At 73.5% G+C, this 21,993-nt stretch carries 17 protein-coding genes and 1 riboswitch; of the genes, 6 read left to right on the plus strand and 11 right to left on the minus strand.

The features are described from left to right. Positions 1-68 precede the first annotated feature (68 nt). Positions 69-1,394, plus strand: coding sequence for an MFS transporter (locus JJV70_RS01500; RefSeq protein WP_219045640.1), 1,326 nt, complete (start codon positions 69-71; stop codon positions 1,392-1,394). A gap of 76 nt (positions 1,395-1,470) precedes the next feature. Here the strand turns inward: JJV70_RS01500 and JJV70_RS01505 are convergent, their stop codons facing one another. After that, the gene (locus JJV70_RS01505) at positions 1,471-1,866 is read right to left on the minus strand and encodes a VOC family protein (RefSeq protein ID WP_219045641.1); all 396 of its coding nucleotides are present in this window, start codon (positions 1,864-1,866) and stop codon (positions 1,471-1,473) included. 125 nt (positions 1,867-1,991) lie between these two features. Between JJV70_RS01505 and JJV70_RS01510 the strand changes: the two genes are divergently transcribed. Next, the gene (locus JJV70_RS01510) at positions 1,992-3,326 is read left to right on the plus strand and encodes a D-arabinono-1,4-lactone oxidase (RefSeq protein WP_308294631.1); all 1,335 of its coding nucleotides are present in this window, start codon (positions 1,992-1,994) and stop codon (positions 3,324-3,326) included. 44 nt (positions 3,327-3,370) lie between these two features. Here JJV70_RS01510 and JJV70_RS01515 read toward each other — a convergent pair whose 3' ends face one another. Then, a complete protein-coding gene (locus JJV70_RS01515; RefSeq protein WP_219045642.1) occupies positions 3,371-4,318 on the minus strand; it encodes a hypothetical protein in 948 nt (315 codons plus the stop codon). Between the two features lie 389 nt (positions 4,319-4,707). Between JJV70_RS01515 and sepH the strand changes: the two genes are divergently transcribed. Further along, a complete protein-coding gene (gene sepH / locus JJV70_RS01520; protein WP_219045643.1) occupies positions 4,708-5,775 on the plus strand; it encodes a septation protein SepH in 1,068 nt (355 codons plus the stop codon). Positions 5,776-5,955: 180 nt separating this feature from the next. On the opposite strand, the gene JJV70_RS01525 is transcribed toward sepH, so the two are convergent. Next, a complete protein-coding gene (locus tag JJV70_RS01525) occupies positions 5,956-6,771 on the minus strand; it encodes a sulfurtransferase (protein WP_219045644.1) in 816 nt (271 codons plus the stop codon). A gap of 206 nt (positions 6,772-6,977) precedes the next feature. On the opposite strand from JJV70_RS01525, the gene JJV70_RS01530 reads away from it, so the two are divergent. After that, positions 6,978-7,790, plus strand: coding sequence for a VOC family protein (locus JJV70_RS01530; protein ID WP_219045645.1), 813 nt, complete (start codon positions 6,978-6,980; stop codon positions 7,788-7,790). Positions 7,791-7,827: 37 nt separating this feature from the next. Here the strand turns inward: JJV70_RS01530 and JJV70_RS01535 are convergent, their stop codons facing one another. The 4 genes from JJV70_RS01535 to JJV70_RS01550 all read right to left on the minus strand — a co-directional run bounded on the left by JJV70_RS01535 (position 7,828) and on the right by JJV70_RS01550 (position 13,193). After that, on the minus strand, positions 7,828-8,547 hold the full coding sequence (locus JJV70_RS01535) for a thymidine kinase (RefSeq protein WP_219045646.1): 720 nt from the start codon (positions 8,545-8,547) through the stop codon (positions 7,828-7,830). 76 nt (positions 8,548-8,623) lie between these two features. Beyond that, a complete protein-coding gene (locus tag JJV70_RS01540) occupies positions 8,624-9,832 on the minus strand; it encodes an alkaline phosphatase family protein (RefSeq protein WP_219045647.1) in 1,209 nt (402 codons plus the stop codon). After that, on the minus strand, positions 9,832-10,416 hold the full coding sequence (locus tag JJV70_RS01545; protein WP_219045648.1) for a DUF5998 family protein: 585 nt from the start codon (positions 10,414-10,416) through the stop codon (positions 9,832-9,834). Before JJV70_RS01545 ends, JJV70_RS01540 begins: the two co-directional genes overlap by 1 nt. A gap of 53 nt (positions 10,417-10,469) precedes the next feature. Further along, the gene (locus JJV70_RS01550) at positions 10,470-13,193 is read right to left on the minus strand and encodes a bifunctional GNAT family N-acetyltransferase/acetate--CoA ligase family protein (RefSeq protein ID WP_219045649.1); all 2,724 of its coding nucleotides are present in this window, start codon (positions 13,191-13,193) and stop codon (positions 10,470-10,472) included. A gap of 152 nt (positions 13,194-13,345) precedes the next feature. On the opposite strand from JJV70_RS01550, the gene JJV70_RS01555 reads away from it, so the two are divergent. Then, the gene (locus JJV70_RS01555) at positions 13,346-13,627 is read left to right on the plus strand and encodes an HPr family phosphocarrier protein (protein WP_219045650.1); all 282 of its coding nucleotides are present in this window, start codon (positions 13,346-13,348) and stop codon (positions 13,625-13,627) included. A 201-nt stretch (positions 13,628-13,828) separates the two neighbouring features. Here the strand turns inward: JJV70_RS01555 and JJV70_RS01560 are convergent, their stop codons facing one another. From JJV70_RS01560 to JJV70_RS01575, 4 genes are all read right to left on the minus strand, one after another. Then, the gene (locus JJV70_RS01560; protein WP_219045651.1) at positions 13,829-14,524 is read right to left on the minus strand and encodes a GntR family transcriptional regulator; all 696 of its coding nucleotides are present in this window, start codon (positions 14,522-14,524) and stop codon (positions 13,829-13,831) included. 216 nt (positions 14,525-14,740) lie between these two features. Further along, complete coding sequence (locus JJV70_RS01565; protein ID WP_219045652.1) at positions 14,741-15,472, minus strand: M23 family metallopeptidase; 732 nt, start codon at positions 15,470-15,472, stop codon at positions 14,741-14,743. A gap of 11 nt (positions 15,473-15,483) precedes the next feature. Continuing rightward, a riboswitch (cyclic di-AMP (ydaO/yuaA leader) is annotated at positions 15,484-15,623 on the minus strand. Positions 15,624-16,343: 720 nt separating this feature from the next. Beyond that, positions 16,344-17,744, minus strand: a complete 1,401-nt coding sequence (locus tag JJV70_RS01570; protein ID WP_308294632.1) for a pitrilysin family protein — start codon at positions 17,742-17,744, stop codon at positions 16,344-16,346. Then, positions 17,741-19,087: a pitrilysin family protein gene (locus JJV70_RS01575; RefSeq protein WP_219045653.1), complete on the minus strand. Its 1,347-nt coding sequence runs from the start codon at positions 19,085-19,087 to the stop codon at positions 17,741-17,743. Before JJV70_RS01575 ends, JJV70_RS01570 begins: the two co-directional genes overlap by 4 nt. Before the next feature lie 451 nt (positions 19,088-19,538). On the opposite strand from JJV70_RS01575, the gene JJV70_RS01580 reads away from it, so the two are divergent. After that, positions 19,539-21,983, plus strand: coding sequence for a DNA topoisomerase (ATP-hydrolyzing) subunit A (locus JJV70_RS01580; RefSeq protein ID WP_219045654.1), 2,445 nt, complete (start codon positions 19,539-19,541; stop codon positions 21,981-21,983). Positions 21,984-21,993: the final 10 nt, after the last annotated feature.

Consider the following 21,993-nt stretch of genomic DNA (forward strand, 5'->3'; position numbering starts at 1 on the left):
GACGGCCCACCCCGTAAGCTGTATTCGAACTCACGTGCCTTACCTCCTCCTCGTAGGCGAGCCTCCCCGTGCCCCACATATACCGCGCGATCTTCGCCGCGCCCGGAACCCTCGGCTTCTCCGCGGCCGGTCTGCTCGGCCGGCTGCCCATCGGCATGCTCGCGATCGGCATCGTGACGATGGTCTCCGAACTCACCGGCGCCTACGGGCTGGCGGGCGCCCTCGCGGCGACCGTCGCGCTGTCCTCGGCCACGCTGGGGCCCCAGGTGTCCCGGCTGGTGGACCGGTACGGGCAGCGCCGCGTGCTGCGCCCGGCGGCGCTGGTGACGGTCTCCTCGGTCGCGGGCGTGACGGCGAGCACGGTGCTCGGCTGGCCGGTGTGGACGCTGTTCGCCTGCGCGGCCGGCGCCGGATGCGTGCCGAGCCTGGGGGCGATGATCCGCTCCCGGTGGGTGGCCATCTACCGGGAGCGCCCGCGCGAACTGCACGCCGCGTACGCGTGGGAGTCGGTCATGGACGAGGTGTGCTTCATCTTCGGCCCCGTCCTCGCGATCGGCCTGTCCACCGCCTGGTTCCCCCAGGCCGGGCCGCTGGCCGCCGCCTGCTTCCTGCTCACCGGCGTCTTCTGGCTGACGGCGCAGCGGGCCACCGAACCGCCGGTGCACGCGCCGGGAACCCGGGCGCGCGGCACGGCGCTGCGCACGCCGGGCGTGAAGGTGCTGGTCGCCACCGGGCTCGCGCTGGGCGCGATCTTCGGCTCCATCGACGTCGTCACCGTCGCGTTCGCGGAGGACCAGGGCCGCAAGGCGGCGGCCAGTCTGCTGCTGGCGGGCTACGCGCTTGGCTCGTGCGCGGCGGGCGCCGTGTTCGGCCTGGTGCACCTGGGCGGAGCCGTGCACCGGCGCTGGCTGGTGGGAGTGTGCCTGGTCGCGGCCGGGATGGTGCCGCTGCAGTTCGTGCACAGCCTGCCCGTGCTGGCGCTCGCGCTGTTCCTGGCCGGGCTGAGCATCGCGCCCACCATGATCACCACGGTGACGCTGGTGGAGCGGCTGGTCCCGCGCTCCCAGCTGACCGAGGGCATGACGTGGACCAGCGCCGGCGTCACCGTCGGCATGGCCCTGGGTTCGGCCGCCGGCGGGCGGGCGGTGGACGCGTTCGGCGCCGAACAGGCATACGCGGTACCCGCGGCGGCCGGGGCGGGCGCGGTACTCGTCGCCCTGCTCGGTTTCCGCCGCCTCGCCCCGGCGCGGAGCCAGCCGTCACCACCGCAGGCCGGGGCGGCGCGTCAGGCCGCCCCTCAGCCCCCCGGACCCAGGTCCGCGCCGCTGGCGGAAGCGGCCCCGGGCACGTCCGCCGACGCTCAGCGCGCGCCGGACGCGTCCGGCGCGCGCTGAGCGCGCCGCCCCGAACGGCCCGGGCACGGGCGCTGGCTCCGCGCGACGGTCACGGGGGGCACCGGGACTGTGGGGCTCAGTCCGCGACGCGGCCCTCGCGGGCGACGAGGGCGAAGGGGTGGCCGCCCGGGTCCGCGTACAGCCGCACGTCGTGCGTGCCGCCGTTGTCCTTGGTGTCCAGGGGCCGCCCACCGAGGCTGACCACCTCACGTTCGGCCTCGTCCATGTCCCGCTGCGCGACGAGCACCTGCAGATGCGCCTGCTGGGACTCGTCCGGGCGCGGCCAGCTCGGCGGCGCGAACCCGTGGTCGCGGCGGATCGCCAACGCGATCCCCGCCGGCGTCGTCAGCTGGATGTAGTCCGGGTTCAGGCCCAGCTGTGCTTCCGCGTCGAGCAGTTTGGCGTAGAACTCGGCCAGGATCTTTGGCTCCGCACTGTCCAGGACGAGCACGCTGGTCTTCTCGACCGCCATGGGCCTTCCTCTCCCCGCGTGCGGGCCGGGCGGCCCGCGACTGCCAAGCCCTCTACCCGGGAAAGACGTTCGCACGCCGCACGCGAGTATGATCCGGTCCACCGCCGCCGGCAGGGAGGACCAAAGTGAGTGTGTCGCTCAGCAGCAGCACGGCCCGGGGCCGGCGGGAGGTCTGGCGGAACTGGGCCGGTTGCGCCAGCGCCCGGCCCCGGCGCACCGTCACGCCGTCCACCACCGAAGCGCTCGCCGAGCAGGTGCGCCGGGCCGCGGCGGAAGGGCTGCCGGTCAAGGCCGTCGGTTCCGGGCACTCCTTCACGGCGGTCGCCGCGACGGGCGGGGTGCTCGTGCGCCCGGAGCGACTGAGCGGCGTCCGCACCATCGACCGGGCGGCCGGGACGGTGACGGTCGCGGCGGGTACCCGGCTCAGGCAGCTCAACCAGGTGCTGGCCGGGGAAGGTCTGTCGCTGGCCAACATGGGCGACATCATGGAACAGACGGTCTCCGGCGCGGTGAGCACCGGCACCCACGGCACCGGCCGGGACTCGGCCGCGCTCGCCACGCAGATAGCGGCGCTGGAGATGGTGGTCGCCGACGGGACGGTGCTGCGCTGCTCCCCCGCCGAGAACGCCGACGTCTTCGCCGCCGCCCGGGTGGGCCTCGGCGCGCTGGGCATCATCACCGAGCTGACGTTCCGCGTCGAACCGCTGTTCTGGCTGCACGCCCGCGAGGAGCCGATGCCCCTCGACCGCGTCGTCGCGGAGTTCGACGAGCTGACGGCCGTCAACGAGCACTTCGAGTTCTACTGGTTCCCGCACACCGGCAACTGCAACACCAAGCGCAACAACCGCACGCCGGGCCCGGCGCGGCCGCTGCCCCGCCTGCGCGGCTGGGTGGACGACGAGCTGCTGTCCAACGGCGTCTTCCAGGCCGCCTGCTCCCTGGGCAAGGCGGTGCCCCCCACCGTGCCGTACCTCGCCCGGGCCGCGAGCCGCGCCCTGTCCGCCCGGGAGTACACCGACATCCCCTACAAGGTGTTCACCAGTCCGCGCCGGGTGCGGTTCCTGGAGATGGAGTACGCGCTGCCCCGCGAGGCGGCGATGCCCGCCCTGCGCGAGCTGAAGGCCATGGTGGAACGCTCGGCGCTGCGCATCGGCTTCCCCATCGAGGTGCGCACCGCGCCCGCCGACGACATCACGCTCTCCGCCGCCTCCGGCCGGGACACCGCCTACCTGGCCCTGCACGTCTACCGCGGCACGCCGCACGCCGCGTACTTCACCGCCGCCGAACGCATCCTGACCGCACACGGCGGGCGGCCCCACTGGGGCAAGCTGCACAGCCGCGACGCCGCGTACCTGGCGGGGGCTTACCCCCGGTTCGGCGAGTTCACGGCCCTGCGCGACCGGCTCGACCCTGAGCGGCGCTTCGGCAACGACTACCTGCGCCGGGTCCTGGGCGACTGAGGCGGGACCGCCGTCACGGCCACTGCTCGCCGCTGCCGGGCACGCTACGGGGCCTGCCCGGCGGACGGGTCCTGCTCCGTGCCGCCACCGTCGTCCGGCCGCGCCGTGTCCGCGCTCTCGCCGCCGGTGCCGGTGGAGCCGTCCGGGTCGCCGGTAGCGGCGCCCTCGCCCGGGTCCGGTGTCGGCGCCGGTGTGGCGGACTGCCCGGAGCCGTCGTCCGGGGCGTCCTCCTGGTCACCGGGTGCGGTGCTGGGCGTGCCCGCACCGTCCTGCGGGTCCGGCGTCGGCTGGGTCTCGCCGGGCGCCAAACTGGGTGCCTCGCCGGGTGACTCCGGTGGCGACTGCGAGCCCTTTGGCTGGTCGTCCTGCTGGCGCGGGGCTTCCTGCTCGGTGTCGGCGCTACCGGACGAGCCGGAGCCGAACACCTGGCCGACCGAGGTGGAAGCGCCCTTGCCGCCGGACACGCTGTCGCCGCTGACCAGTTCATACACCGTCAGTCCGGTAACGGCTACGGCGAACACGAGCACGGCGGGCAGCAGCATCCGCTTCCAGCCGCGCCGAAGGGCGCTGGACGCGGGAGCCCCGGAAGCTTCAAAGGCGCCGGATTCCACCGGGACCGTGCCCTCGGCCAGCGGCACGGGCCGCGTCGTGTCCGCCGCCACCGACGTGGGACGCGCGGCCGCCCCCGGTTTGCGCACCGCCACCACCGTGACCTGCTTCACCTGCTGCCCGGTCCGCCGGAACAGGTGCTGGAACAGCGGCCCGCCGGTCGTCGCGACGAGGCTCATCACCCCGGCGCCGATAAACGTGCCGTAGACACCGAGCTGGCCGGCCACGACCGCGGCGATCACCGCGGCCACCGCGCTGGCGGCCACCTGCGGCAGCGTCAGGTCGATGGCGCGTTCACGGGACGGCTCCCCGTCCCGCTGCCCGACGCCGCCGGGCCGTTCTGCCGTGTCCGACTTCTTGTCCATCTCCGCCTCAGGTCGCACGTCTTTTCCACTGGGCACACATGAGGGACCGTCCGACCGGTGCCATGAGTTCCGATTCCGCCGCTTCTGTGAACACCGCCACGCCGGACGGCGGCACGGGGAAGGCGGATTTATCCCTGGATCACGCCAACTCCCCTCCGGGTCCACGAGACCGGCGGCGCGCCGAACCACCCCGGATGGCTCTAATGGAGTAGTGTCGCATCCTGGCCTCGGCCTGCCCGGCCGGTGTGGCAGAACATGAGAGGATCTGTCACCCTGGGTGGCCAAACGGTCACCGTGTCACAGCAGTGGGCCGGTGGGCTGGCCGGACACGCCGGGCAAGTCGGCAAAGGTAGTGGCAGGCTGCACCCCGGGCAGGCCACACTCGTCTAGCGGGAGCAGCGACGCACGTGACGTCGGCAGGCACCATCCGGGAGGTTCCCATGCCCGAACTGCGTGTCGTGGCCGTCAGCAACGACGGCACACGGCTGGTGCTCAAGGCTGCCGACAACACGGAGTACACCCTCCCCATCGACGAGCGGCTGCGCGCCGCCGTCCGCAACGACCGGGCCCGGCTCGGGCAGATCGAGATCGAGGTCGAAAACCACCTCCGCCCCCGCGACATCCAGGCCCGCATACGAGCCGGGGCCACGGCCGAGGAGGTCGCGCAGTTCGCCGGCATCCCCGTGGAGCGGGTCCGCCGCTTCGAGGGCCCCGTACTGGCCGAGCGCGCGTTCATGGCCGAACGCGCCAGAAAGACACCGGTGCGGCGCCCCGGCGAGAACACCGGCCCGCTCCTCGGCGACGCGGTGACCGAACGCCTGCTGGTACGTTCCGCCGACAAGGACACCGTGCGCTGGGACTCCTGGCGGCGCGACGACGGCACCTGGGAGGTGCTGCTCGTTTACCGCGTCGCGGGCGAACTGCACTCGGCGAACTGGACGTACGACCCGCCGCGGCGGCTCGTGCAGGCCCTCGACGACGAGGCACGCGGCCTGATCGGCGAGAGCGACGACACCCCCGAGCCGAGCATGCCGTTCATCCCGCGCATCGCCCGGCTGCCGCGCGAGCGCGGCGGGGACGACGCCGGGAGCGGCGGCCCCACGCGGCCGGAGCGCGCCGAGCACCCCGACCGCGAGGAGCGCGACTCGCTCACCAGCCTGCTGGAGGCCGTGCCCAGTTTCCGCGGCGACATGGTGGTGCCCGAACCGGCGTCCGCCGACGGCGAATCGGCCACGGCGCCGGAGGATGCGGACGCGGCGGACGACCGCGAGCCGCTGGAGACGCCCGCCCCGGCCGCGAGCGCGGGCGCCGCGTACGCCGACGTGCTGATGCCGCGCTCGGTCGGCGGCCACCGGGACCGGCTGACCGGCACGACGGACCGTCAGGCCGAAGCCGACGGCGTCCGCCCGGGCCGCCGCGCGGCCGTCCCCAGCTGGGACGAGATCGTCTTCGGCACCCGCCGCAAGAAGGAGTAACCCGCCCCGCCCGCACCCCGCTCCGGTTGTCGGCGGCCGGGGCGTCTCCCGCCACGGAAGGCGCCTCGGCGGCCGGGGCGTCCGGGGATACCGGACAAGGGCACACCTCCCCGTGGCGCCACCGCACGGCAGACGGCCGCTCCCCCGCCCGGGACCGGCGGGGTGAGGCGTGCTGGGCGGTCAGGCGCGGGCCACCGGGCGGGAGGGGTCCGCGCACCACTGGGACCAGGAGCCGACGTACAGCGCCGCCTCGACGCCGGTGAGGGTCAGCGCCAGCACCTGCTGGGCCGCCGACACCCCGGAGCCGCAGTAGACGCCGACCTCCGTACCGGGGACCGCCCCCAGCGAGGCGAACCGCTCGGCCAGCTCGCGCGGTGGGCGGAACGTGCCGTCGGCGTTGAGGTTGTCCCCCGTCGGCGCCGATACCGCGCCCGGGATGTGCCCGGCCACGGGGTCGATCGGTTCCACCTCGCCCCGGTACCGTTCGGCGCTCCGGGCGTCGAGCAGCACGCCGCGCCCGGCCAGCGCCACGGCCCCGGCGGCGTCGAGCAGTGGCAGGCCGCCCGGCTCGGGGGCGAAGTCGCCGGGTGACGGCGTCGGCGCCCTGGTCGTCAGCGGCCCGGTCCAGGCCGCGAGGCCGCCGTCGAGCACCCGCACCGCCGGGTGGCCGGTGTAGCGCAGGAGCCACCAGGCACGGGCGGCGGCCCAGCCCTGGCCGCCGTCGTAGACGACGACGGGGTGGCGGGCGCGGACCCCGGCCCGGCGCATGGCCGCGCCGAACTCGGCCAGGTGAGGCAGCGGATGGCGGCCACCGGCGCCGGGTGGCCCGGCCAGGTCGGCGTCGAGGTCGATGTACACCGCGCCGGGGAGGTGTCCGGCGTCGTACGCGGGACGTCCGGGCGGCCCGCCCACCTCGTAGCGCACGTCCAGGAGAGTCGGCGGGGCGTCACCGGTCAGCTCGGTCTGGAGGTCCTTCGCCGTGATGAGGGCTGTCATGCGGGCATTCTGGCGTACCGGGAACGTGAGGTGTGGCACCGGGATTCCCTCGCGGCCCGGGTACCCGTTCTCGTCGGAGAGTGCGACGATGACTACCCACCGCACGCATCCGTACACGCGCACCGCACGGGCGGCGCCGCCCGGCCGCACGCCCACCGCGCGCACTGCACGACCGCAACGATGATGGTCAAAGGAGACGACCGCAGATGACCGAGGAAGCCGACCGGTTCACCCCGGGCACCCCCTGCTGGGTGAGCCTGATGGTGCACGACCTGGCCGCCAGCGAGAAGTTCTACCACGAGCTGTTCGGCTGGGAGTTCGAGGAGGGCCCGGCCGCACTCGGTCCCTATGTCCAGGCCCGGTTCGGTGACCGGCAGGTCGCGGGGCTCGGGGAGATGCCCGAGGGCCGCTCGCTGCCGGTGGCGTGGCTGCCGTACCTGGCCAGCGACGACGCCGACGTCACCTGTGCGCTGGTGCGCGACTGCGGCGGCACCGTCGGGGTCGGCCCGCTGGATTCCGGGCAGGACGGGCGTATGGCCCTCGCCGCCGATCCGAGCGGCGCCGCGTTCGGCGTGTGGCAGGCGGGCGAGCACGCCGGTGCCCCCTTTGACGGCAGCCTCGGGACGCCGGTGTGGAACGAGCTGCTCACCCAGGACGGTTCGGCGGTCAGCCCGTTCTACGCGCGGGTGTTCGGGCTCCGGGCGGAGGCGCTGGATTCCCCGGAGGCCGGGGAGGGCGACTACCGGACGCTCAGCGTGGCCGGGCGCCCCATCGGCGGTATTCGCGGCCTGGGCCGTTCGCTGCCGCGTGACCTCGGCCCGCACTGGCGGACGTACTTCGCCGTGGCCGACGCCGACACGGCGGCAGGCCGGGTGCAGGAACTGGGCGGCCACGTGGTGCACGGGCCGCGCGACTCGCCCTACGGCCGCCTCGTCCACGTCACCGACACCGAGGGGGCACACTTCTCGCTCATCGACATGCTCGACCCGCGCGACGCCGTCACCCGGCCGGTGCGCTGAACCGGGCGGACCGCGAGCGACCAGCCGAAGCGGCCGGTCAGCGGCGCGGCCCCGGCACGGCGGTGGACGTGTCCAGCGGCAGCACGTCGGGGGCCAGCGCTCCCGCCCGCGCGGCGGCGGTGAGGCGGCGCCGGTGGTGGCGGCGGCACAGCACCTCGTAGCCGACGTCACCTCCACCGCCGCCCGCCCCGGCCGGGCCGCCACCGGAGCCGTCCGCGCCGTCCCGCCCGGCGACGTCACCGACCACGACCTGCGCGCCTTCCACCACCATCCGCCCGCCGACGGTACGGGCGTTGTGCGTGGCCCGGGCGCCGCACCAGCACAGCGCCTCGACCTGCAGCACCTCCACCCGGTCGGCCAGTTCGATGAGGCGCTGGGAGCCGGGGAACAGGCGGGTGCGGAAGTCGGTGGTGATACCGAAGGCGTAGACGTCGATGCCCAGGTCATCCACGACACGCGCGAGCTGGTCGATCTGCTCCTCGGTGAGGAACTGCGCCTCGTCGGCGATGACGTAGTCGGCACGGCCGCCGGCGGTGAGGTGGCGCACGAGGTGGGCGTGGAAGTCGAAGCCGTCGCCTGCCTCTACGGCGTCGGTCACCAGGCCCAGGCGGGAGGAGAGCCGCCCCGCGCCCGCCCGGTCGTCGCGGGTGAAGATCATGCCGACCAGGCCCCGCGCGGTCCGGTTGTGCTGGATCTGCAGGGCGAGGGTGGACTTGCCGCAGTCCATCGTGCCGCTGAAGAAGACCAGTTCAGGCATGGGCGGGCGTGCCCTTTCGTCGTCGGGGCCAAGGGGTGGAGGGGGCGGGGGTTCCGGGCGCGGGCGCCCGGCGTCGTCAGGTGCGGACTTCCAGCAGCGGGACGAGCTGTTCGGCGGCCGTGACCGAGCCGTGCATGCCGATCAGCGCGGACTCCTTGGGCTCGGTGGTGGTGGCGACGACAGCGGCGGAGCCGTTCATCGCCACCACCACATCGCCGATGCGGCCGTAGACGCGGTCGTCAACGCCCGCGCCGGGCGGACCGAACCAGCCGAGCGCGATGGCCTCGTCCCGGGTGGCCACCCAGGCGTGCTCGGCCAGCACCTCGCGCCACACGGCGTGCACGTCGGACGCCGCACCCGGGACGGCGTACAGGTGCCGGGCGCGGCCCTCACCGCCGAGCGTGCGCACCCCCGCGCTCAGCTCCCAGTCCTCGTCGAAGTCGAAGCGGGCCTCGGGCCCGGCCGGAACGTCCACCATGCCGTGGTCGGCGGTGACGTAGAGCACGCTGCGTGGCGGGAGCTGCCCGGCGAGGCGCTGCGCGAGCCGGTCCACGTAGGCGAGCTGGCCGCGCCAGGCGCCGGAGTCAACGCCGTAGCGGTGGCCGTTGCCGTCGAGGTCGGCGTAGTAGGTGTAGACCAGTGAGCGGTCGGCGGCGGCCAGCCGCTGGGCGGCCAGGTCCATACGGTCCTCGCCGGACAGGCGGCCCAGGAACGTGCCGCCGGACAGCGCGATCTTGGTGAGCGGGGTGTGCTCGAAGTGCGGCGCGGAGACCTGACTCGTCTCCACGCCCGCCGCCTGCGCGAGCTGGAAGACGGTCGGGTAGGGCTGCCAGGCGTGGGGATCGGTCCACGGTTGCCAGCGCAGCTGGTTCATCAGCGCGCCGCTGTCCGGGTCGAGTACGGCGTACCCGGGCAGGCCGTGCGCGGCGGGCACGCGGCCGGTGCCGACGGACGCCAGCGAGGTGGCGGTGGTGGAGGGGAAACCGGAGGTGAGCGGCTGCCCGCTGCCGCCGGTGGAGCTGGGCAGGAGCGAGGTGAGGAACGGCGCGTGCTCGGGATGGGCACGCAGCACGTCCCAGCCCAGGCCGTCCACGAGGAAGACGCAGGCCCGGTCGGCGGGCGGCAGGTCCAGCCGCGTCGCGAGCCCGGGGATGCCGAGCCCGGTGGCGACGGCGGGCAGCACGTCGGCCAGGGAGGCGGTGCCGTAGGCGGGCACGGGCGCGGTGCGCGGGTCCAGCGGCGCGGGTTCGGGCCAGTGGGCGTCGGCGGGGGCGGGCTGGGCCATCAGCGGGCGGCCACGGTGGCCTCGGACAGGCTCTGCGCGAAGTGGAGCGCCTGGCGCACGGTGTCGGGCCCGTCACCGGCCTCGCTGACGCGCAGCGAGAGGTCGTCGGCGGTGGTGGAGCCGGTGTAGCCGTGGTCGGCCTCGCAGTTGGGGTCGCCGCAGGCGGCGGGTTCGAGATCGACGCGGCTGACCGCGCCCCAGCCGATGGTGAGCACCACCTCGCGCGGCAGCGTGCCGGGCTGGTAGGACTCGGGGTTGGCCACGACCCGGCTGAGCACCACCGAGGAGATGCGCTCCAGCCGCACGGACTCGGTGGAGGTGGTGGCGTAGGGCACCGGGGAGCTGCTGTCGGCGGCCTGCTCGTCGGTGTGGCTGACGATGAAGCGCGTCGCGGTGAGGACGAGGACGGTGACGTGGCGGCGGACCTCGTTGGCGTCGAAGGTGGTCTCCTGGTGGACGAGGAACGAGCTGACGGGCTCGCCGCCCACCGCGGCCTCCACGGCCTCGGCCACCAGGGCGGGGTAGTAGCCGCTGCGTTCGATGGCCGTCCGCAGCCCCTGCGTCGTCGTTCCAATCTTCGCCATGCGGCCCATCCTACGGCCCGGGCGGTGCCGCTCCGGCGGCCTGCGCCGGGGCGTCACCAGGCGGACAGCCGGCGGGGGCCGAGGTCAGTGGTGGCCGGTGGCGGGGCGAGGCGGACGGCGGCCCCGAGCACGGTCAGTCCGCGCGGGGCGACGACGACGGGCTCCAGCTCGACGGAGACGATCTCGGGGTGGTCGTCCACCAGCCGGGAGACCTTCAGCAGCAGTTCTTCCAGCGCGGCGGTGTCCACCGGCTGCGCGCCGCGCCAGCCGAAGAGCATCGGCGCGGAGCGGATGGCCCGCACCAGGGCCGCGGCGTCCCGGTCGGTGACGGGCACCAGCCGGTGGGCGACGTCGCCGAGCAGTTCGGACGGCGGCCCGGCCAGGCCGAAGGCGAGCACGGTGCCGATGGAGGGGTCCACGGTGGCCCGGACCACGGTGTCCACCCCGCGCGGCACCATGGCCTGTATCACCGGTCGCAGTTCCTCGGGCCGTCCCAGGGTCGCGGTCAACTCGTCGTAGACGCGGCGCAGCTGGGACTCGGTGACGATGTCCAGCCGGACGCCGCCGAGGTCGGCGCGGTGCCGCAGGTGTGGTGCGGTGGTTTTCAGCGCCACCGGGTAGCCCAGTTGGGCCGCGGCGCGGACGGCGGCGTCCGGGTCGGGCGCGGGACGGGCGGGGAGCACCTCGATGCCGTAGTGGACGAGCAGGGCGGCGGCGTCCGCGGGGGTGAGGGCGAGGCTGCGCGGGCGGGCGGTGACGGTGGCCCCAGCGGGCTGCGGCGGTGCGCCCGTCCCGTACAGGGCGCGGGCCACCGCCACGGCGGCCGCTGCCTCGTTGACGCCATCGACCGGGACGCGTCCGGGCTGCGCCGCCTCGCGCCGCCACTGGCCGTAACGCACCGCCTCGGCGAGCGCGCGCACCGCCCGCTCCGGCGTCGGGTAGGCGGGGATGCGGCGGGCGCTGAGCGCCTCCTCCAGCCCGTCGATCGCGGTGTGCGCGACGGCGACGGGCTTGCCGGAACCGGCGGCGGCGCGGTGCAGTGCCTCGGCCAGCTCCTGCGCCCCGTCGCGCTCCACCCACGGGATGGCGGTGACGACGACGGCGTCCGTGCCCGGGTCGGCGAGCGCGGCGGACAGGGCACGGTGGAAGTCGCCGGGGGTGGCGGCGATGGTGAGGTCGAGCGGGTCGCGCGGGGTCAGGCGCTGGGCGAGGCAGGCGTCGTAGGTGAGCAGGCCCAGCGACTCGGCGTTGCCGAGTGTGGCCACGCACGGCCCGGCGGGCAGGGGCTGGAAGGCGAGCTGGAGCCCGGTGTCGATCAGCTCGGTGTAGGTGTCCACCAGCAGCACTCCGGCCTGGCGCAGCAGGTCGGTGACGGTGGCGTCGGAGGCGCGCATCGCGGGTGCGGCGTGGCCGGGCGGCGGGGCGCTGCCGCTGTGCCGGGCACCGCGCACCACGACGACCGGCTTGCGCAGTGCCGTGCGGCGCACCAGGCGGGTGAACTTGCGCGGGTTGCCGATGGACTCCAGGTACATCAACGCGACGTCGGTGTCCGGATCGTCATCCCAGAACTGCAGCATGTCGTTGCCGGAGACGTCGGCGCGGTTGCCGGCGGAGACGTAGGTGGACAGCCCGGTACCGCGCCGGTGCAGCCCGGCCAGCAGGGCGATGCCGATGGCGCCGGACTGGGTGAACAGGCCGATCCGGCCCCGCGCGGGCGTCTGGCCCGCCAGGGTGGCGTTGAGGCGGACGTCGGGCGCGGTGTTGATGACGCCGAACGCGTTCGGGCCGATGATGCGCATGCCGTAGGAGCGGGCCTTGCGCACCAGGTCGCGCTGCGCGGCCCGGTCGAACCCGGCGGAGAGCACCACCAGGCCCTGCACACCGTGTTCGCCGCAGGCGGTGACGGCGTCGTCCACCGTCTCGGCCCGCACGGCCAGGACGGCCAGGTCCACCGGCTCGGGGATGTCGCCCACCGAGCGGTGCGCGGGCACGTCGGGCAGCCCCTCCAGCCGGTCCGCGCCCTGCGGCAGCCGCGCGTTGACGGCGTACAGGCGGCCGGTGTATCCGGCGCTGACCAGCGATTCCAGCACGGTGCGCCCGGCACCGCCCGGACCGCGGCGGACGCCGACGACCGCGACGGAGCCGGGCGCCAGCAGCCGCTGCACCGAGCGGGCCTCCGCACGCTGTTCCCGGCCGCGCATGACGGCCAGCGACCGCTCGGTGGGCTCCAGGTCCAAGGTGAGGTGGAGCGAGCCGTCCTCGAAGCTGCGCTGCTGGGAATAGCCGGCGTCGGTGAAGACCTTGGCCATCTTGGTGTTGGCGGGCAGCACCTCGGCGGTGAAGCGGCGCACGCCACGTTCGCGGGCGCAGGCGGCGATGTGCTCCAGCAGCGCGGAGGCGACGCCACGGCCCTGGTGGGCGTCCTGCACCAGGAAGGCGACCTCGGCCCGGTCGGCGGGCGCGGAGGCGGGGCGGCCGAGCTCGTCGATGCGGTCGTAGCGGACGGTGGCGATGAACTCCCCGCCCACGATGGCGGCCAGGCCGACCCGGTCCACGTAATCGTGCTGGGTGAAGCGCCGCACGTCGCGGTCCGACAGGCGCGGGTAGGGCGCGAAGAAGCGGTAGTACTTCGACTCGTCGGAGACCTGTTCGTAGAAGCTCACCAGGCGGTCCGCGTCCTCGGTGGTGATCGGCCTGATCCGGGCCGTGCCGCCGTCGCGCAGGACCACGTCGGCTTCCCAGTGGGTGGGGTAGGCGCGCTCGGTGGGCGTCTGCATGCGCCCCAGCGTACGGCGCGGGGCCCGGCCGTGTGAGGCCGCGTGGATCCGGGCGGCGCACGGGCCTGGCGTGCGCACTGTGCGGCGGTCGGGGGCGCGGAGGCCGCATGTCAAAATGGTCTAGACAGGTATCACCACCGAAGGGCATCACCATGGCTGAGCGCCGCGTCAACATCGGCTGGGCCGAGGGGCTGCACGCCCGTCCCGCCTCGATCTTCGTCCGGTCCGTGACCGCCGCGGGCATCCCCGTCACCATCGCCAGGGGCGACGCCGCTCCGGTCAACGCCGCTTCGATGCTCGCCGTGCTCGGGCTCGGCGCTGAGGGCGGCGACGAGATCGTTCTCGCCTCCGACGCCGAGGGTGCCGAAGCGGCACTGGACCGCCTGGCCCAGCTCGTCGGCGAGGGCCTGGAGGAGCTGCCCGAGACGGTCTGACCGCCGGCCGCGCGCGAAAAGGCGGTACGGGTGTTCTTCCGGGCACCCGTACCCGCCTTTTCTTCTCCCGCACGCAGGGTCATTCCGGTGAGGGCGCGCACTGCGGCACACTTTCCCTCTGCGGATCAGCGCGGGATTCTGGAATCCGACAGGGGAAATCAGCGCGAACGCTTCCCCTACACACTTTGTATACCCGCCGTGTTAAACGGGACCGCGCGCTGTGTTGACAACAGGTTTCGCCGTTCTCACCACGACCGCGCGGCGCGCACGGCGCAGGGCATCGCCCCGCTCGACGTGGGCCGCGGCCAGCGCGCGGGCGGCTTCGGCGTCCTGGCGGGCAACGGCGTCCACGATCGCGGCGTGCTCCCGCCACACCGCCGCGGCACGCTCCACGGGCTCTCCCCCGTAGGCGGACTCGGCCGCGTACAGCCAGGTGACCTTGCGCCGCAGCTGCACCAGCAGCGCGGCGAAGGTGGGGCTGCCGGACGCCTGGGCGAGCGTTTCGTGGAACCAGTTCCCCAAAGGCCGCAGTTCAGCGGTGTGGCCGAGCTGGGTGCGCTCACGGCCGAGCCGGACCAGGCCGCGCAGCACCTTCAGGTGCGCCTCACTCCTGCGGTGTGCGGCCCGGGCCGCGCCCAGGGGCTCCAGCTGCGCCCGGATGTCCAGCAGGTCGGCCGCCTCGTGCTCGGAGAGCCGCGCGACGCAGGCTCCCGCGTTCCGCCGCGTGGTGACGAACCCCTCCGACTCCAGCGTGCGCAGCGCCTCGCGGACCGGCACCCGCGACACCCCGTAGCGCCGCGCCAGCAGTTCCTCGGTGAGGCGCGTGCCCGGCGGGAAAGCGCCGGAGACGATGTCGTCCCGAACCGCTGTGCATACCGTGTGCGCGGAAATGCGCATGCCCCGACCTCCGCCGTCGTCCCCACGTTTTCGTGATGCCGATGCTGCGCACTGTATTCCACGAGGGAGCGCATTCCGATACTCAGCTGGAAATGCGGCGGAAAAACGCCGAAGGCCCTCCGGCGGGCGGGTGCCGGAGGGCCTTCGCGAACGCGTACGCGGGAGCGCGGGGTGTTCCCGTGCGCGGGCGCCGGGGCACCGGCGCCGAGCCCGGGGTCAGGACAGCGGGACACCCTTGGCGCGCAGGTAGCTGACCGGGTCCATGTCCGAGCCGTATGCCGGGGAGGTGCGGGCCTCGAAGTGCAGGTGCGGGCCCGTGGAGTTGCCGGTCGAACCGACCTTGCCGATCTCCTCGCCCTTGCCGACCTGCTCACCGAGGGTGACGCCGATCTTCGAGAGGTGACCGTACTGGGTGAAGGTGCCGTCCGCGTGCTTGACGACGATGTTGTTGCCGTAGGCGCCGCCCCAGCCAGCGGTCACGACAGTGCCCGCACCGATGGACTTGACCGGGGTACCGGTGGGCGCGGCGAAGTCGATGCCGCTGTGCTTGCCGGAGGACCACATGGCGCCACCACTCTTGTAGGGGGTGGTCACGTTGCCGCCCTTGACCGGGGCGACGAAGGCGGCGCGGGCCGCGGAACGGTCGGCGCGGTCGCTGCGGCGATCGGCCTCGGCCTTCTTCTCGGCCTCCTTCTCCGCCTTCGCCGCCTTCTTCGCCTCGGCCGCCTTGGCCTCGGCAGCGGTCTGCTGGGCGTCGGCCTGGGCCTGGACGTGACCGGCGAGGGACGGCCCGAGCGAGACGGCTTCGGAGAAGCCGTTCTTGAACTCGGCGGCGGCAGCCGGTGCGGCAAGGGTACCCGCCAGGCCGACGGCCACGGCGGCGGCAGCGGTGCCCATGCGGACAGCGTGAGCAGGGCGGATCGTGCCGGTAACGCGGGTGAACGCCATGCAGGCGTGCTCCTTTCCTTCCTTCTCGCCTACCGGGTTAGCTGACGGGTTCGGAGCAGGAAGGTCTCCTACGGGCACACGGCCCGATTCACCCCAATGGGACTGAGTGGGTCCCCGGCTCCCCTGGGCGGGGACTCGGCGATTACTGGACGTCGGCCGCGGGTGCGGTCACTTCTGACGAACAGCGAGAACGACGCTAAACGGGACATCTCCGCACGGCCAAGAAAAACGGGCGTTTTGTCGCCCACGCCACACGCGCGCCGGGCGCACCCAGACCCGGCACACAAAGCTGGACTGTCCATTATTTTCGCAGGTCAGGACGCCACTGATACCGCGCCGAAGCGCGCTGCCCCACCGGCTTCAAGCACCTGAACTACTGCGGCCTTCCCGCGCCGGACAGACCAGAATGGTGACCCGCACCACCCCATTCCAGCCACGCGTGGGACGGCGTTCTCGTGACCGCGGTCACGAAAATGGCCGCCCTTCTGTGGCCGCTGTCACGCGAGCTTCCCAAGGATTCCAGGACTCTTTGTGGCCACTGTCACGAGGGTTTTACCGGCAGCCACGTGCTTTCTGTGGTTGCTGTCACGCCCACCTGTGCACACGGCGTCACGGCCCACCTTTCACCGGTCATCCCCCCCACCCGGAGCCCGCACCCGCCTCGGGGCAGCCCCCCGTTTCGAGGTGTCGCCGCAGGCCAGGCGCCACCGCTGGCACGGGGCTCGCTTTGCCGCCGCAACAGCCAGCAGCCCCACACGGCAGGGGTCCGGCGGAAATGATTCCACCGGACCCCTGCCGGACGACCCCGTACCTACAGCCCGTCCCGAGCCCCCGGGTCCCGGGACGGGGGCGGGGCGGGACGGGGACCCGCCTAGCGAACGACCCGCACGGGCCCGATCCCCAGCGCCCGCACCGGCTCCTCGATCTGCGCCGCGTCCCCGACCAGCACCGTAACCAGCCGGTCCATCGGGAAGGCGGCCACGGCAGCCGCCGTCGCCTCCACCGTGCCGGTGTCCGCCAGCCGCTGGTAGAGCCGCGCCTGGTAGTCGTCGGGCAGGAACTGCTCGACCTGATCGGCCAGGGTGGACGCCACCGCCGCCGCTGTCTCGTACCGCAGCGGGGCGACGCCGACCAGGTTCTGCACCGCCGTGTCGCGCTCGTCGTCGGTCAGGCCCTCAGCCGCCAGCGTGCGCAGCACCTGCCACAGGTCGGCCAGCGCGGGCCCGGTGACGTCGGTGGCCACCGAGCCGTTGATGCCCAGCAGCGCCGTGCCGTTGCCGTCCGGGGTGGAGCGCAGCACCTGGCCGTAGGCGCGGACGCCGTAGGTGTAGCCCTTCTCCTCGCGCAGCACGCGGTCCAGGCGGGAGGTGAGCGTGCCGCCCAGGCAGTAGACGCCGAGGACCTGCGCGGGCCACACCGCGTCATGCCGGTCGGCGCCGGTGCGGCTGATCAGCAGCTGCGTCTGCACCGATCCGGGCCGGTCGACGATCACGACGCGCCCGGTGTCGTCGGCGGTGACCGGGGTCACCGGGTGCGGCTCGGCGGGCGAGCCCGTCCAGGCGCCGAGCGTGTCGTCCAGCGCGGCGCGCAGGTCTACCCCGGTGAGGTCGCCGACCACCACGACGGTGGCGGTCGCCGGGCGCACATGGGCCTCGTAGAAGGCCCGCACGGCGGCGGCGTCGATGCCCCGGACCGTCTCCTCGGTGCCCTGGCGCGGGCGGGACATGCGCGAGTCGGCCGGAAAGAGTTCGGCGGACACGGCGATGGCCGCCCGCCGGGCGGGGTTGGCGAGCTCATGCGGGATCTCGTCGAGCCGGTTCGCCACCAGCCGGGCGACCTCGGCCTCCGGAAAGGCCGGAGCGCGCAGGGCGTCGGCGAGCAGGCTGAGCGCCTTCGTCAGGCGGGAGGCGGGCACCTCCAGCGACACCCGGATGCCAGGGTGGTCGGCGAACGCGTCCAGCGTGGCGCCGCAGCGCTCCAGCTCCGCCGCGAACTCCTCAGCCGTGTGCTTGTCGGTGCCCTCGCTGAGCGCCCGTGCCATGATCGTGGCCACGCCGTCCAGCCCGGCCGGCTCGGCCTCCAGCGGCGCGCGGAGGTTGATCTCCACGGCTACGACCTGCTGGCCCGGGCGGTGGCAGTGCAAAACGGTCAGCCCGTTGGGCAGCGCGTCCCGCTGTGGCGCGGGGAAGTTCCACGGGGTGGGCTGCCCGCCCACGGGGCGCGGGTGGAACGTCATGGCGGGCGTGGTGGCGGTGGTGGTGGCGTCGCTCACTGCGCGGCCCCTTCCTGCGTGGTGTCGTCCTCGGCCGCCTGAGCGCCACCGGTTGGCTCGTAGACCAGGACGGCACGGTTGTCCGGGCGCAGCCGGGCGGCGGCCACGGCCCGCACCTCCTGTGGGGTGATCTCCAGCACGCGCTGGACGGCGGTCAGCGCGAGCTGCGGGTCGCCGAAGAGGACGGCGTAGCGGCACAGCTCGTCGGCGCGGCCACCGACCGTGGCCAGGCGGTCCAGCCACTCGCGCTCCAGCTGTGCCTGGGCGCGCTCCATCTCCTCCGGTGTCGGCCCCTCGGCGGCGAACCGGGCGAGCTCGTCGTCGATCGCGGCCTGGATGTCGGCCGACGCGGCGTCGCCGGACGCCTTCACATCCAGCCAGCCCATCGACGGCGCGCCAGCCAGCCGCAGCAGCCCGAACCCGGCGGTGACGGCCAGCCGGTCGCGGCGCACCAGGCGGTTGTACAGACGGGAGGACTCGCCGCCGCCGAGCACGGTGAGCGCCAGGTCCGCTGCGTCGGCCTCGCGGGTGCCGTCGTGCGGGAGCCGGTAGGCGGCCATCAGCGCGCGGGAGGGCACGTCCTCCTCGACGGTGCGGCGCAGCTCCTCGCCCATCACCTCGGGCAGCGAGCCGTCCCGGGGCGGCTGCTTGCCGTCGTGGGAGGGGATGCTGCCGAAGTACTTCTCGATCCAGGCGAGTGTCTGCTCGCTGTCGATGTCGCCGACGACGGCGATCACCGCGTTGTTCGGCGCGTAGTAGGTGCGGAAGAACTGGCGGGCGTCCTCCAGGGAGGCCGCGTCCAGGTCGGCCATGGAGCCGATGGGGGTGTGGTGGTACGGGTGGCCCTCGGGGTAGGCCAGAGCGAAGAGCTGCTCGAACGCGGTCCCGTACGGCACGTTGTCGTACCGCTGGCGGCGCTCGTTCTTCACCACGTCGCGCTGGTTCTCCATGGACTCCTCGTCCAGGGCGGTCAGCAGCGAGCCCATGCGGTCGGCTTCCAGCCACAGTGCCAGCTCCAACTCGTGGGCCGGCATGGTCTCGTAGTAGTTGGTGCGCTCGAAGCTCGTGGTGCCGTTGAGCGAACCGCCGACTCCCTGGACGAGTTCGAAGTGCCCGTTACCTGGCACCTGCGCGGAGCCCTGGAACATCAGGTGCTCGAAGAGGTGCGCCAGGCCGGTGCGGCCCTTGACCTCGTGGCGCGAACCGACGTCGTACCAGAGGCAGACGGCGGCGACGGGCGTGAGGTGGTCCTCCGAGAGCACGACGCGCAGGCCGTTGGCCAGCCGGTGTTCGGTCGCTGTCAGCACTCCCGTGTCGGGCGGAGGTGTGGCCGTGGGGCCCATGGGCGGCAAGTCCCTTCGTTGGCGGTGTGGCGTTGCGAAGTGAGGCGGTTGATGTGCGGTGTCGCGGGCGGTCTGCGTGGGTTGTTGCGGAGGGTCGGTAATGGGTGGTGCGTGGAACGATGGCTCCGGGGCGCGGGCCGTGACGGCGTGGGTGGCAGCGGGCCGACCGGTCGGGGGCGCCCCTGTCACTCTATGCAAGCGCGCGGGCCCTTCGCGAAGTTCCCGGTGATTCACCTGGGCCTCCGGTGGTCCGTTCCCCGGTGTGGACGGCACGTCCCGGCGGTGAGCCGAGGGGCTGCGGGCACGCGCCAGGCGGGGTGGCGGCGGGCGATGTCGGCGGCTGGGTCCACAATGGTCCGCGTCAGACCCGCACGTCCGCTCGGGGCGCCCGGTCCCTCCCGGCCCGGCGTCCGGCCGCGCGACCGTAGCCAGCGAAGGAGCAGCAGCCGCGATGGCCCGCCGCAGCACCAAGACACCGCCGGAGGATTTCGAGGAGCGCATCCTCGATATCGACGTCGTGGACGAGATGCAGGGCTCCTTCCTGGAGTACGCGTACTCGGTGATCTACTCCCGTGCCCTGCCCGACGCGCGGGACGGGCTGAAGCCGGTGCACCGGCGCATCCTCTACCAGATGCACGAGATGGGCCTGCGGCCCGAGCGCGGTTACGTCAAGTGCGCCCGCGTGGTGGGTGAGGTGATGGGCAAGCTGCACCCGCACGGTGACTCGGCGATCTATGACGCCCTGGTGCGCATGGCGCAGCCGTTCTCGATGCGGGTCCCGCTGGTGGACGGGCACGGCAACTTCGGCTCCCTGGGCAACGACGACCCGCCGGCGGCCATGCGGTACACCGAGTGCCGCAGCGCCCAGGCGGCCGGGCTCATGGTCGAGTCGATCGACGAGGAGACGGTCAACTTCGCGCCCAACTACGACGGCAGCGAGCAGGAGCCGGTGGCGCTGCCGTCGGCCTACCCCAACCTGCTGGTCAACGGCGCTTCGGGCATCGCCGTCGGCATGGCGACGAACATGCCGCCGCACAATCTCGGCGAGATCATCGCGGCGGCCCGCCACCTCATCAAGCACCCGGGTGCCGACCTGGAGACGCTGATGCGGTTCGTGCCGGGCCCCGATCTGCCCACCGGCGGACGGATCGTGGGTCTGGACGGCATCAAGGACGCCTACACCAAGGGCCGCGGCACCTTCCGCATCCGGGCGACGGCGGAGGTGGAACAGGTCACAGCGCGCCGCAAGGGCCTGGTGGTGACGGAACTGCCGTTCACCGTCGGCCCGGAGAAGGTCATCTCCAAGATCAAGGACCTGGTCAACGCCAAGCGTCTGCAGGGCATCGCGGACGTCAAGGACCTCACCGACCGCGAGCACGGGCTGCGGCTGGTCATCGAGGTCAAGAACGGCTTCCACCCCGAGGCCGTGCTGGAACAGCTCTACAAGCTGACGCCGATGGAGGAGTCCTTCGGCATCAACAACGTGGCCCTGGTGGACGGGCAGCCGCTCACGCTCGGACTGAAGGAGCTGCTGGAGGTCTACGTTGACCACCGGTTCGAGGTGGTACGGCGGCGCAGCACCTTCCGGCGCCGCAAGCGCAGCGACCGGCTCCACCTGGTCGAGGGACTTCTGGTGGCGCTCGTTGACATCGACGAGGTCATCCGCATCATCCGCGCGAGTGACAACGCCGCCGAGGCCAAGGAGGGGCTGATCGCCCGCTTCGGCCTGTCGGAGGTGCAGACGCAGTACATCCTCGACACCCCGCTGCGCCGCCTCACCCGCTTCGACCGGCTGGAGCTGGAGGCCGAGCGGGACCGGCTGGGCCAGGAGATCGAGGAGCTCACCCGCATCCTGGAGTCCGACGCCGAGCTGCGCAAGCTGGTCTCGTCCGAACTGGCCGCGGTAGCGAAGAAGTTCGGCACCGAGCGGCGCACGGTGCTGTTGGAGTCCGGCGGCGCACCGGTCGCCACCGTGCCGCTCCAGGTCGCCGACGACCCGTGCCGCGTGCTGCTGTCCTCCACTGGCCTGCTGGCCCGCACCGCACCGGAGGGCGCCGCGTTCAACGAGAGCGCCAAACGCGTCAAACACGATGTGATCGTCTCCGCCGTCCCCGCCACCGCGCGCGGCGAGGTCGGCGCCGTCACCTCCACCGGACGGCTGCTGCGCCTGTCCGTCGTGGACCTGCCGCAGCTGCCGGAGACGGGCGCCTCACCCAGCCTGTCGGGCGGCGCCAAGGTGTCGGAGTTCCTCAGCCTGGCCGACGACGAGTCGCTGCTGTGCCTGATGACGCTCGACGAGTCCTCCCCCGGCCTCGCGCTCGGCACCGAACAGGGCGTGGTCAAGCGCGTGGTGCCCGACTATCCGGCCAACAAGGACGAACTGGAGGTCATCACCCTCCGGGAGGGTGACCGCGTGGTCGGCGCGGTGGAGCTGCGCACCGGCGAGGAGGACCTGGTGTTCATCACCGACGAGGCCCAGCTGCTGCGTTACCCGGCGGGCCAAGTGCGCCCGCAGGGCCGGGCGGCGGGCGGCATGGCCGGAATGAAGCTGGGGCCAAACGCCAGGGTCATCTCGTTCACGGCGGTGGACCCGGCGGCCGACGCCGTCGTCTTCACCGCCGCCGGGTCGCGGGGCACCCTGGCCGACGAGCTCGGCACGGCCAAGCTCACGCCGTTCGACCAGTACCCGCGCAAGGGCCGCGCCACCGGCGGTGTCCGCTGCCAGCGGTTCCTCAAGGGGGAGGACTGCCTGACGCTGGCCTGGGCCGGGCCCGCACCGGCCCGTGCGGCGACGAAGACGGGCGCTTGGGCGAAGCTCCCGGAGCTGGACCCGCGCCGCGACGGTTCGGGCGTGCCGCTCCAGGGCGCCGTTGACGTGCTGGGCGGGCCGCTGTGAGCCGCGGTAG

The organism is Streptomyces sp. JJ66, from assembly GCF_019303495.1.
In the GTDB taxonomy this organism is placed as follows: Bacteria; Actinomycetota; Actinomycetes; order Streptomycetales; family Streptomycetaceae; genus Streptomyces.

Coding starts and splice junctions, on each gene's coding strand:
- JJV70_RS01535 (WP_219045646.1), bottom strand. CDS start 8,547: ATGCCTGAACTGGTCTTCTTCAGCGGCACGATGGACTGCGGCAAGTCC.
- JJV70_RS01505 (WP_219045641.1), bottom strand. CDS start 1,866: ATGGCGGTCGAGAAGACCAGCGTGCTCGTCCTGGACAGTGCGGAGCCA.
- JJV70_RS01565 (WP_219045652.1), bottom strand. CDS start 15,472: ATGGCGTTCACCCGCGTTACCGGCACGATCCGCCCTGCTCACGCTGTC.
- JJV70_RS01530 (WP_219045645.1), top strand. CDS start 6,978: ATGACCGAGGAAGCCGACCGGTTCACCCCGGGCACCCCCTGCTGGGTG.
- JJV70_RS01575 (WP_219045653.1), bottom strand. CDS start 19,087: ATGGGCCCCACGGCCACACCTCCGCCCGACACGGGAGTGCTGACAGCG.
- JJV70_RS01550 (WP_219045649.1), bottom strand. CDS start 13,193: ATGCAGACGCCCACCGAGCGCGCCTACCCCACCCACTGGGAAGCCGAC.
- JJV70_RS01560 (WP_219045651.1), bottom strand. CDS start 14,524: ATGCGCATTTCCGCGCACACGGTATGCACAGCGGTTCGGGACGACATC.
- JJV70_RS01545 (WP_219045648.1), bottom strand. CDS start 10,416: ATGGCGAAGATTGGAACGACGACGCAGGGGCTGCGGACGGCCATCGAA.
- JJV70_RS01525 (WP_219045644.1), bottom strand. CDS start 6,771: ATGACAGCCCTCATCACGGCGAAGGACCTCCAGACCGAGCTGACCGGT.
- JJV70_RS01540 (WP_219045647.1), bottom strand. CDS start 9,832: ATGGCCCAGCCCGCCCCCGCCGACGCCCACTGGCCCGAACCCGCGCCG.
- JJV70_RS01580 (WP_219045654.1), top strand. CDS start 19,539: ATGGCCCGCCGCAGCACCAAGACACCGCCGGAGGATTTCGAGGAGCGC.
- JJV70_RS01555 (WP_219045650.1), top strand. CDS start 13,346: ATGGCTGAGCGCCGCGTCAACATCGGCTGGGCCGAGGGGCTGCACGCC.